We start from the raw sequence: 11855 nt of genomic DNA, 5'->3' as shown, positions 1-11855 counted from the left end.
GGGGAACGGGTTTCTGTCTCATCTTTGCGTCCTTTGATAAAGCTATGATGAGCCGAAAATCCTCTCTTCTTAATTAAACCAGTTTTGTCTCAAAGGCGCTGAGGTCGGACAATCCAACAAAGACCGTGCCAACAAGGTGCAAATCCTCACCCCGTTCAAAGGGATTGGACTACACACGGCGTGCTTTTTGCTGGCAGGGCTACCAGAACTGGATTTGCTCGGCAAAGGACGGATTGCCAAGCTGTTGATGTGACTGCGTTCAATCGTGATCGCGTTCTGATACGCGGCAAGCACATAATTGCGGATGTCAGAAAACCTGCATGTGATGTACTGTATTTCACAGGTTTGTCCGAGATGCGCAAAAAGATCATTATTTGAACGCAAAATGCGTGATGCTAGCGCAATGGCGCTTGACGTGTAACACGGTGGGCTCTTATTTCATGGAAGATGCGTAATGAGGGTCTGGAACAGAGTTTCAAGATTGGCCTGATCGCAATCTTCTGCCGCCTTAATGAGACGCTCCCCGCGCACATCCAATGCCAGAATAGCGCTTTCCAAAGGATCAATGCCAGCAAGATCCGCCGCCTTAACGGTGATCAAGCCACAAGCAACACTGACTGCGGCAAAACACGCGGCTTCAAACCGGCGCAAAGCCTTTGGGTCACAATGGCTATTGAGCGAAATGAACCGCACAGGTCTTTCGGCAAGCAATTGCAGAAAAATAGCTGCAACAACTTTGGCTGTTGCCGCGATTTTCTTCTCACCTGCTTCAGCTGAAAATACATTTTTCAATAAAGCAGCATGGTTCTGCATTACCTTTTCATGAACGGTTAAAAAGACAGCCTCCTGGATCAGCATATTTTGCAACTTATGACGGCGGAGCACTTCTTTCGTGAGGTAATACATATCTTTGCGGAAAGCCCGCACGCCCTCAGCCGAGCCACCAAAATAAATTGCTAGGCTCTTCACATGCGGGGCGCCGCTATGTGCTTTCGGATCAGAGGAAATCAACGAAATCGAAATTGTTTCAGCCGTTGTCAGCGCCTTGTCCATCATGCTCGCGGCATGTCCCAGCAGCAATTCTGGAGATACAATTTCACCGGGTCGCGGAGACGGCCGTTCTGTTTGCAAACTTTCATGACGATTGCGCCGGATCATATATCGAGCCTCGCGCAGACGGTCCTTTAGGTTGACTGCAATTTCTTCGGAAAGAATGCGTAACATGTTTGTTTTCCTCACCTGCAGCACCATGATAACAGAATGGACAATGCATAGGAATTATTGTTTGCCTCTGCGTGGAAAAGCAATAGTTTAGGTATAACAACACCAGTTCGATAACGCTGTATTGCACCATTAATTTGAGGGATAGTTTTGAAAAAGGCCGCCAGGAAGACCAAAGAAAAACCGGAAGCGGCAGACCTTATCGTTGGGTCTGAAGGGGTTGCGGCCGAAAACCGTACAAGCCGATTGAGAACACGCGCTGCGTGGATGTATTACGTTGAACAAATGACGCAGAATGACATTGCGGAAGCGCTCGGTGTCGGTCGTGTGACAATCGTCCGCCTTCTTGCTGATGCCCGTGCGCGCAATGAAGTAAAAATTACCATTGAGGGCAAGCTGGCAAGTCTGACATCTCTGGAAGTTGAGCTTGAAAAGACCTTTGGTCTTGAGCGCGCCATTGTTGCGCCGCTTTCTTCGTCGGACATTGACCCGATTCCACCAATCAGCGCGGCAACCGGTGCCTATCTTTCGGAAAAAGTGCAGCACGGCATGACGATTGGCGTGGGCTGGGGGCGTACCCTTTCCAGCACCCTGCAGCATATCGGTGCACGCCCGCTCAATGACTTGAAGGTCATTTCTCTGCTGGGTGGCATCGTACAGCCACGACGGTCAAACCCACCGGAATTTGCGTGGCAGTTTGCACAGATTTTTCAGGGCGAGGGTTATCTCATTCCTGCCCCGGCGCTTGTTGATAGCAGGGAAACCCGAACTGCACTTATTGAGCGCTGCGGGTTGAATACTGTGCTGGATATGGCCGAGGACCTCGACATGGTCCTGCTCAGTGTCGGTGACATTCAGACAGCCAGCAGCACATCATATCGTGTGGGCCTGATTGATGAGCAGCAGAAACTATCGCTCATTGAAAATGGTGCCGTCGGTGACGTGCTGTTCCACTTCTACGACAGAAACGGCAAGATCGTTGATGATCCGGTGCATGACCGTGTCATGTCGGCGAAAATCGAGAGCCTTCAGAAGACGCCGCAACGGATTCTGACATCGGGCGGCAAGGAGAAAATCGCAGCGCTGCTTGGCGCAGTCAAGCTTCTCAAACCGACAGTCCTCATCACGGATGAGGAAAGCGCTGCGCAGATGCTCAAAGACAAAGCGCAGTCTGATTAAAAACAAAAAAGCACATCGTCGCCAAACGATGTGCTTTTGTACGATTAGAGTGCCGATCTGATCCAATCAGCTTGAAACACGCTCTAATTGGCAGCGGCTGCGCATTCTTTGAAAATTTGCAGCACCGCAGCCCGCTCTTCGATTTGTGGCATATGCCCACAGCCTGCGAAAATGTGGACGCCCACTTTTCCCGGCAGACCATGCGCATGGGCGACGGGTATCACCCGGTCTTGCGCACCAAAGATAAGCCGCACCGGCATTGCAAGCGTAGCAATGCTTGAGCGAACGTCAAAGGTCTGTGTGCCATCTGCGAAGAACCGCGCACCAATGGCGCCCTGCGTTTCGCGCAGTTCTGCGTCCGCCGCCTGAGCGATGGTCGCATTGATGAACGGCTTCGTCAGATGGCTCTCATCGGCAACGAGAAGCTTCAGCCAGGGAACGATGCTGGCTTCGCTTTTCGCGCCGATAAGACCGTTGATAAACGCAGCATTGACTTGCGGCCCCAAACCACCTGACGAGATGAGCAGCAAAGAACGCACATCGATAACACCGCGTGAAGCGGTGACAGTCGCGACCGCACCACCCAGCGAATGCCCAACCAGCAAGCAGGATGTTACGCCCAATGCTGCGAGCGTTGCCTCCACGCTTGCGGCAATGTCGTCAATGCTTTCAGGAACGACCCGTGGTGAATTGCCATGTCCCGGAAGATCGAGAGCGAGGATCGGATGGCCAAGCGATACGCCAGCAAACAATCCACGCCATGAATTAAGATCAGCGGCAAAGCCGTGGATCAGAACAACTGGCAAACGGCCAGCTTCTCCCTCGCGCAACCAGACGGCATTGAGCTGTCCCGCAGTGGCAGGCTCTGCATTGTTTCTTGAAGCAGGTTTCGCAGCGACAGCAGCACTTGGCATCTTTGCGACGCTGAGATTGCCTTCAACATCCTTCTTCTGCACGCGGCCCTTCGGTCCTGAACCCTGAACAGACGAGAGATCAATGCCTGCCTCCCGCGCCAGCCGACGGGCAAGCGGCGTTGCCCGCACATCATTGGCTGCCGCCGTTTGATCATCGTGCGAAGATGCAGGTTCAACCTTTTCCAGAGCGGCTGGCGCAATGGCTGTTTCTATGGGTGCCGCAACAATCGTTTCTTGAGCGACGGGCGCTGATTTGGCATGACGCTCTTCGCCTTCGGCATAAATCCATGCAACTGCCTGCCCGACAGGAACAACCGTTCCTTCCGCAGCGCTGATATCTGCAAGGATGCCCGATGCTGGTGCATCGACTTCCATTGCGGCCTTGTCGGTCTCGATTTCAAAGAGAAGCTGACCTTTCGCGACCGTATCGCCATCTTTGGCATACCACCGCGAAATCTGCCCCGTCTCCATATCCATATCGACCTTGGGGAGAATGACTTCCACAGCCATGGTCAGCGCACTCCTTTAGCCAGATCACGAGCGCTTTTCAGGATATCAGGCACCTGTGGAACGGTCGCGCGTTCAAGGTCGGGATTATAAGGAATTGGCGTTTCGGCCCCGCCAAGACGCACGATTGGTGCATCGAGATAGTCGAAGGCATCGCTTTCCGCCACAATTGCAGATATTTCTGCGCCAATACCAAGCGTCTTGACCGCTTCATAAACGCAGAGAAGTTTTGACGTTTTTTTGACGCTTTTAATAATGGTTTCGCGATCAATCGGACGCACTGTGCGCAGATCGATCACTTCAACATCAATGCCTTCCTTGGCAAGCTCAGCAGCGGCATCAAGGGCTTTGTGTACCATGATTGCCGTTGCGACAATGGTAAGATCACGGCCTTCACGGACCACCTCTGCCTTGCCAATTGGCACGGTGTAAAAACCTTCTGGAACCGGACCTTTGGTCTTGTAGAGCAGCTTGTGCTCAAAAATCATGACTGGATCGGGGTCTTCGACGGCCGCAAGCAACATGCCCTTGGCATCATAAGGCGTTGAAGGCTGTAAGACTTTGAGCCCCGGCACATGGCCAAGCCATGCTTCAAGGCTCTGGCTGTGCTGTGCCGCAGCACCCGTTCCCGACCCTGCCGGAAACCGCATAACCAGCGGCACCGAAACTGCACCACCAAGCATATAGCGGATTTTTGCAGCCTGATTGACGATCTGTTCCATCGCCAGTGCTGCAAAGTCAGAAAACTGGAACTCAAAAATCGGACGCATACCGGTCAATGCTGCACCGACCGCGACACCTGCACCGCCCAGTTCGGAAATAGGCGTATCCATAACACGGTCTTCGCCAAAGCGATGCACCAGATCACCAGTCACCTGAAATGCGCCGCCATAGACGCCAATATCTTCACCCATCAGGAAGACGCGCTCGTCGCGTTCCATGGCAATTGCCATTGCTTCCTGGATGGCTTGCGAATAGCTCAACTCACGGATTGTTGTGTCCATGTTTAAATATCATCCGTATAAACGTCGCGGGTCAGGTTGGTCAGATCAGGTGCCGGACTGTTCTTGGCGAACTCAATCGCCTCAGCGATTTCCTTCTCCACCTGAGCGCGGATGTCCTCGATCTCGGCATCATTGATGAAGCCATAGGCTTTCAAATCAGCCTCAAAATGCGCGATTGGATCGCGATCATTCTGCCAATGCTCGATTTCTTCCTTGGTGCGATAGCGGTTGCGATCGCTCTTGGAATGCCCACGAATACGGTATGTTTTGTTTTCAATGAGCGTCGGCCCTTCGCCGCGCCGTGCGCGTTCGCTCGCTTCATTGACTGCCTCTGCCACTTCCGACAGATTATTGCCATCCACGATCACGCCGGGCATGTTATAGGCCGAGGCGCGGTCCGCTACATTGGCAACAGCGGTCGAACGCTTTGTCGAGGTGGACATGCCGTAGCCGTTGTTTTCACAAATGAAAATAACGGGCAGCTTCCAGACAGCAGCCATATTGAGCGCTTCGTGAAAAGCGCCTTCATTGTTAGCACCGTCACCGAAGAACGACACGACAACCTTGCCATTTTTCTGCTTCTTGGCAGAAAGCGCAGCACCCACCGCAATTGGAATGCCACCACCGACAATACCGTTTGCGCCGAGATTTCCCTTGGAAACGTCGGCAATATGCATTGAGCCGCCACGGCCTTTGCAATAGCCTGTTTCCTTGCCGAAAAATTCGGCAAACATACGCTTCACGTCAGCACCCTTGGCGATGCAATGGCCGTGGCCGCGATGGGTCGATGTGATCATGTCATCATCATTGAGCGGCAGACAAGACGCAACCGCACTCGCTTCCTGACCAATGGAAAGGTGCATCGTTCCGTGAATGAGACCGCGCGTATAGCTTTCTTCCGCCCCTTCTTCAAAACGGCGGATCAGATACATTTTATGCAGTGCTTCTTTGAGCTGTTCCGGCGAATAGGTGCGAAATGCATAAGGCAAGTTATGACGGTCGCCCGTATCCTGCGGTTCGACTTTTTTGGCTTGAACCATAATGTTTTGTCCTCACGCTCCGTAAACGAGCTTGTCTTGACGCGCGCGCAGTTCGGCAATCTTGGAACCCGGAGCCACGGCCGCATTGTCGTAAGTGATAAGCTCGCCCTTCTTGATCGGCTTGGTCACGCTGCCACCTTGTAGAAGTCCGCATGGGATCGCATGTGCACTGCGTGCTTCGCTCGAAGTCATGATCCATGCGCGATAGCAATATTCGCCAATGGCATCGAGTTTTTCGCCTGGCTGCATGTCTTTCTTTGCGACCGCCGCCACTTCTGCGACCGGCTTTGACAGCGGAACCATGTCCGGCTTGCCGTAAAGAACAACGCGCGCGCAAGTCAGCGGCACTTCGAGAGACGTCAAATGATAGGGGCGGTGAAAGGTGAAATATGGACCCTTGCCCATCTTCAGATCTTCCATACGCTCGGAAATACGCGGATGCGACATGTCAGCGACAACAAACACGCCGGGTGCCACACCCTTCCCGATCGAATAATCAACAACGCCGACTTTGGACAGCACCCCGCCATCCTTTTCGGGGATCAGCGTTTTGTTGAGCTGGTCGAGCGTTGCGGCAGGCCCATGCATACCGGCTTTATCCGGGACAAGTCCCGTGGCGTTAGCAATGGCAGCCATTTCGACCATGGTTTTTGAACCATCGACGAATTCCACCAGCATACGCACATTCATATTACGGCGCGTGGCTTCTTCCATATATTGGTCGGGCACGGCATCGATGTTGAGCGGATTGTTTTTGCCCTTGCCCGCAGCCACAATCGGATGGCCCATCGCGGACACGAACTCAATCAGCTCCATGCAAGATGACGGCTCGTCGCCAGCGCCAAGCGAATAGGTGACGCCAAGGCGCTCGGCTTCTGCTTTCAAATAAGCACCGATGGTCACATCTGCTTCAACATTCATCATAACCAGATGCTTGCCATGCTCCATGGCACGCAGGCCGATCTCGGCACCGACGGCCGGAACGCCGGTTGCATCGATCACAACATCGATAAGATCGTTTTCGAGGATCAGATTGGCATTGTCGGTTACAGCAACTTTATGCGCTTCCATCGCAGCAGTCAGATCGGAAGCGGTCGAAACTTCGCGACCGTGGCCTTCTTCCTGAAAGGCAATATCGACGGCTTTCAGCGCATTGGGAATACGCAGTTCGGAGATAGCACCCACTTCAATGCCAGGCATATGTGCGACGCGTGTGACAATATCCGTCCCCATTTCACCGGAGCCAATCAGTCCGATGCGGATTGGTCGCCCACTATCCGCCCGCGCCTGCATATCACGCGCCAAACCTGTCAACGCCACATTGGTTGCCATCGTTTCCTCCTGAACGTCTCTGCAAAATTCTCGCAGTCTCCTCTGATGCACAATCAATTAATGAACATTTGTTTTTAAGTCAATACCAGTGTTCACAATGATACGTCGGCACGCGAACGTTAATGGCGGCTTGTTATTAGACTTTAGTTTGTTATAGAATACAAAAGTTCTGCTGTTTCGCGCAATTCAGATTTTGAAACGCCGATACGTGCAAGCTAATAATGGCGTTCTGGTAGCTCGGCGCACTTTGGGAGTGTTCCGGCGGGAGGAGAATTAAATGGACGCATTTCTGAGCGGACTAAAAACGGCGGTCGATACGCTTGGGGCAACGGTTCTATTGCCTATCGTCATCTTCATTATTGCGGTGGTACTGGGCGCGAAAGTCGGTAAAGCCTTCCGCGCTGCCATAACCATCGGTGTCGCTTTCATCGGTATTAATCTGGTTCTGGGCCTGATGTTCACCTCTATCGGTGAAGTGGCTCAGGCAATTGTCACCAACACTGGCATCAAGCGTGATATCGTCGATGTGGGCTGGCCGTCCGCTGCGGCCATTGCCTTTGGTTCATCGGTGGGCTTGTGGGTTATTCCAGTTGGAATTCTGGTCAACATCGCCCTGTTGCTGATGCGTTGGACGCGCACGCTCAATGTCGATGTCTGGAATTTCTGGCACTTTGCTTTCGTAGGCTCATTGGTTGTCGCTGCAACGGATAACATCGCTTATGGCATTATTGTTGCAGCACTTGTTGCAGCCTTGTCCTTGTTGTTTGCCGATTGGTCGGCACGCGCGGTGCAACAGTTCTACGGCATTCCGGGTGTGTCTGTGCCGCATTTGGCTTCTGCGCAGATCTTGCCGATTGCTATTGTGCTCAACTGGATCATGGACCGCATTCCCGGCATTAATAAAATCAACATCAACACCGAAACCATTGAACGCCGCTTTGGTGTGTTTGGTGAGCCCGTTGTTATGGGGCTGGTCATCGGTCTCGTGCTTGGAACAATAGCGTTTTATAATGCGGGTGATTTTGGCACGGTGCTTGCCAAGGTTCTGGGCACGGGTATGACGCTGGCAGCGGTGATGTTGCTTTTGCCTCGCATGGTCAAAATCCTGATGGAAGGCTTGTTGCCGGTTTCCGATGCTGCACAGGAATTTGTGCGTAAGCGGACAGGCGACCGCGAACTTCTCGTCGGCCTCGATTCGGCCATCCTGATCGGGCATCCCGCAGCAATTTCGTCTGCGCTCATTCTGGTGCCGATTGCGATCATCCTTTCGGTCATTCTGCCGGGCAATCGCGTGATCCTGTTCGCCGATCTTGCGGTTATTCCGTTTATCGTTGCAATGACGGCTCCGCTTCTGAAAGGCAATGTGTTCCGCATGGTTGTGGTGGGGACCGTGACTTTGACCATCGGCTTCTATGTTGCCAATGCGCTCGCGCCACTCTTTACCAGTGCGGCAGTCTCGTCAGGCTTCAAGTTGCCAGAAAATGCCTTGCAGATTACGTCCGTGGTCGATGGGTTCCTGTGGGTTCCAGACATTATCATCAAAACAATCAGCTGGCTTGGCGGTACGCTTGGCGTCGCAGTGATTGCGGTTGTGATTGCAGTGCTGTTCATGCTCTATCGTCGCAACACACTCGCATGGGAACGTGCGGCGGGTGCCGAAGACGAACCCGCAGAAGAAAAGGCCGCCTGACCTCGGCTGCCAATTTTGCAATATAATCAAAGCCGCACGTCGAAGCAGGCGTGCGGTCGTTTCCAAATGGAGAATGGAATGGCTGCTGGTCTGATTGATTATCTCAATCCACACGCAATCGAGCTTCAGAGTGACGCAAAAACCAATGAAGAGATCATCCGCATTCTGGCAGGCAAGCTGGAAAAATTGGGCTATGTAAAGCCCAGCTACGCAGATGCAGTTGTAAGCCGTGAATTATCGATGCCAACCGGATTGCCGCTTGAGCGTGATGACAATGTTGCGGTGCCGCATACTGACCCGGAACACGTGATCAAGGCCGGTGTTGCATTTGCAACGCTCAAAATGCCGATTGCATTTGCCAATATGGAAGATCCGGAAGAGACAGTTCCGGTCGGATATGTCTTTCTGCTCGCGATCAATGACAAGGACCAACAGATTGAGACCTTGCAGCAGATCATGGCAACCATTCAGGATGCTGATGCCCTCGACAGGCTCAAAGCAGCATGCAGCTTTGAAGACATTACAACCGCATTACAATAAAGACTGCACATTTTGTTGGCTGCAAAAGTCATATGGAGGAAAACATGGCTAAAATGAAAACAATTCTCTTCGCGTGCGGAACCGGTGTTGCGACATCAACTGCAGTCAATGCTGCTGTCACTGAAGAGATGAAAAAACGCGGTTTGACCTTCAATGCTCAACAGGCAAAAGCCACGGAAGTGCCGTCCCTTGCTGATAATGTGGACTTTATCGTTTCCACAACCCCCATTTCTGCGTCTGTTACCAAACCTGTCATAAAGGGGCTTCCTTTTTTAACCGGTATTGGCAAAGATAAAACGCTCGATGAGATTGAAGCTGAACTGCGCAAGTGACAGTTAAGATTATGCTACCCAACGGTGCTAGACGGATAGCACCGTTGTTTTTAACATGTCCCTTATAGACGAGGTTTAGCTTCCAAACATATCTGCAATCAGCTTTTTCGCGCGGGGAATGGAAGCAGGGCTCATGCTGAGTTCGGTCAGTCCCATGCGAATAAACTCGCCTATAAGCTCCGGCTTTCCAGCTGCTTCACCGCACATGCCCACCATGATGCCGGCCTCTGTTGCCGCTTTTGCGGTCATCTCAATTGCAGCCATGACAGCCGGATGGCTAACATCGTTAAGCTTTGCAACGGTTGGATTGAGGCGATCCGCAGCCATCACATACTGTGTCAGATCATTGGTGCCGATGGAGAAGAAAGCCGCTTCTTTTGCAAGCTCTCGGGCAGCGAAAACCGCCGCAGGCGTCTCGATCATTACGCCAAGGACAAACGCGGCAAAAGCTTTGCCTTCGCTGTTCAGCTCAGTGATGCATTCCGCAATAAGGCGCTTGGTTGCACGGATTTCTTCAACATCCGATACCATAGGCAGCATGACTTTGAGATTGCCATTCACAGCTGCACGCAACAGTGCGCGCAGTTGTGGTTTGAACACATCCGGGCGGTCGAGACACATGCGAATGCCCCGCCAGCCAAGAAAAGGGTTTTCCTCATCTGGAAATTCGATTCCGGCAACAGGCTTGTCACCGCCAATGTCCAGCGTGCGGACAATAACAGGGTTTGGGGTGAAAGCTCTTAGAAGCGTCGCATAGGTTTCCGTCTGCATATCTTCAGAAGGCAGGTGAATGTGCTTCATAAACAGAAGCTCGGTGCGGAACAATCCAACCCCCATCGCACCCGCTTCGAGTGCCACATCAATCTCTTCCAGCGCGCCCATATTCGCTGCGACTTCAATGATTGTACCGTCGGCACGACGCGGCGTGATGGAGCGGTAAGCATCCAGTGCCTGCTTTTCCTGGAGTGCTTTGGAAATGCGCGCCTCAATTTCGTTGCGGGTGGCTATATCCGGGTCGGCATGAACGATGCCGTGGCTTCCATCCACTGCAACGGTTTTCGCATTCTTAAGATGTTGAACTGCACTGCCAAGGCCAAGAACCGCCGGAATGCCGTGCGTGCGTGCAATGATGGCCACGTGCGATGTTGCCCCGCCATGGCCGCAGACAACGCCTTTGATCTTCTTAAGCGGTGCGCGCGCCAGATCCCACGCACCGATGTCCTCAGCGATCAGCACCGAGCCTTCCGGCAAACCTTCCAAATTGATGTCTTCCTTGCCAAGCAGAGCCAGACAAATCTGGCGGCTGACGGCATGAACATCATCTGCGCGCGCGTTAAGATACGGATCATCCAGTGCCGCAAATTGCCCAGCAACCGTTGACGCTGCCGCAAGCATGGCCGAAATAGCGTCAAGGCCACCTCGAATAAGCGCAAGCGCTTCATCGGACAGGCTATCATCCGCGGCAATATCTTTTAATGCAGCAATGATGCCCCTGTCGGCATCGGCCAGATTTCCACCCGACAACGACGCATCCATGCGCTGTTGAACAGTTGCGATTGCAGATTTGAAATGGTCGATTTCTGCATCAATTTCGGATGCTGAAAGTTTTCGACCCGAAGGCTTGATCTCTTCAGGAAAAAACGCAAACGCAGCCCCCAAGGAAACGCCTTCACTCGCCCCAACGCCCTTTATCTGACCTGCAGGAAGCTCGCTCTTGATCTCAGGTTGAGGAGTGCTTGTGACTTGAGGGGAAGTGGAGGCAATCGGGCTGGCTGCCTCTTCAAGGCCCGCCTGTGGGTTTTCAAGATACCCGATCAAAGCCTCAATGGCTTCAATCGCATCGGCTCCATCGGCACGAACGGTCACTTCATCAAGCTCTTTCACGCCAAGCAGCATCAGCTTGACGGAGCTTTTGGCACTGACGCTTTTCCCGGCCTTGGCAATTTCGATGTCACTCTCAAAGCCCTTGGCCAGTTTAACAAAGCGCGTTGCTGGGCGCGCATGCAGCCCTTCATGCACCCGGACGATAGTCGAGCGTTCCATTTATGTAAGCCTCAAATCGACATCTAAAACGATTTCACGTCTATCGCGCCAAA

General features: G+C 52.7%; 10 protein-coding genes. 4 read left to right on the top strand and 6 right to left on the bottom strand.

The annotated features are described in order from the left end of the window. Positions 1–438: 438 nt before the first annotated feature. Positions 439–1224, bottom strand: coding sequence for a hypothetical protein (locus ABE530_RS14345; RefSeq protein ID WP_499694940.1), 786 nt, complete (start codon positions 1222–1224; stop codon positions 439–441). Positions 1225–1371: 147 nt separating this feature from the next. On the opposite strand from ABE530_RS14345, the gene ABE530_RS14340 reads away from it, so the two are divergent. After that, the gene (locus ABE530_RS14340) at positions 1372–2400 is read left to right on the top strand and encodes a sugar-binding transcriptional regulator (protein WP_265985893.1); all 1029 of its coding nucleotides are present in this window, start codon (positions 1372–1374) and stop codon (positions 2398–2400) included. Between the two features lie 83 nt (positions 2401–2483). On the opposite strand, the gene ABE530_RS14335 is transcribed toward ABE530_RS14340, so the two are convergent. The 4 genes from ABE530_RS14335 to ABE530_RS14320 are packed head-to-tail and all read right to left on the bottom strand — an operon-like array spanning position 2484 to position 7197. Beyond that, on the bottom strand, positions 2484–3824 hold the full coding sequence (locus tag ABE530_RS14335) for an acetoin dehydrogenase dihydrolipoyllysine-residue acetyltransferase subunit (RefSeq protein WP_499694939.1): 1341 nt from the start codon (positions 3822–3824) through the stop codon (positions 2484–2486). 2 nt (positions 3825–3826) lie between these two features. Beyond that, on the bottom strand, positions 3827–4825 hold the full coding sequence (locus ABE530_RS14330) for an alpha-ketoacid dehydrogenase subunit beta (protein ID WP_396998745.1): 999 nt from the start codon (positions 4823–4825) through the stop codon (positions 3827–3829). A gap of 2 nt (positions 4826–4827) precedes the next feature. Next, entirely contained in the window at positions 4828–5865 is a 1038-nt protein-coding gene (locus ABE530_RS14325) for a thiamine pyrophosphate-dependent dehydrogenase E1 component subunit alpha (RefSeq protein ID WP_499694938.1), read from the bottom strand. A 12-nt stretch (positions 5866–5877) separates the two neighbouring features. Continuing rightward, positions 5878–7197, bottom strand: coding sequence for an NAD(P)H-dependent oxidoreductase (locus ABE530_RS14320; protein WP_499694937.1), 1320 nt, complete (start codon positions 7195–7197; stop codon positions 5878–5880). Positions 7198–7474: 277 nt separating this feature from the next. On the opposite strand from ABE530_RS14320, the gene ABE530_RS14315 reads away from it, so the two are divergent. From ABE530_RS14315 to ABE530_RS14305, 3 genes are all read left to right on the top strand, one after another. Then, positions 7475–8887: a PTS galactitol transporter subunit IIC gene (locus tag ABE530_RS14315; RefSeq protein WP_265985884.1), complete on the top strand. Its 1413-nt coding sequence runs from the start codon at positions 7475–7477 to the stop codon at positions 8885–8887. Between the two features lie 78 nt (positions 8888–8965). Then, complete coding sequence (locus ABE530_RS14310) at positions 8966–9427, top strand: PTS sugar transporter subunit IIA (protein WP_265985883.1); 462 nt, start codon at positions 8966–8968, stop codon at positions 9425–9427. 44 nt (positions 9428–9471) lie between these two features. Next, complete coding sequence (locus ABE530_RS14305) at positions 9472–9759, top strand: PTS sugar transporter subunit IIB (protein ID WP_265985882.1); 288 nt, start codon at positions 9472–9474, stop codon at positions 9757–9759. Positions 9760–9834: 75 nt separating this feature from the next. Here the strand turns inward: ABE530_RS14305 and ptsP are convergent, their stop codons facing one another. Then, the gene (gene ptsP, locus ABE530_RS14300; protein WP_499694936.1) at positions 9835–11802 is read right to left on the bottom strand and encodes a phosphoenolpyruvate--protein phosphotransferase; all 1968 of its coding nucleotides are present in this window, start codon (positions 11800–11802) and stop codon (positions 9835–9837) included. Positions 11803–11855 lie beyond the last annotated feature (53 nt).

This window comes from Brucella sp. TWI559 (genome assembly GCF_039674265.1).
GTDB classification, from domain to species: Bacteria; Pseudomonadota; Alphaproteobacteria; order Rhizobiales; family Rhizobiaceae; genus Brucella; species Brucella chromiisoli.
Note: the sequence above shows the minus strand (reverse complement) of the source record. Positions and strands in the feature narration are given on the sequence as shown.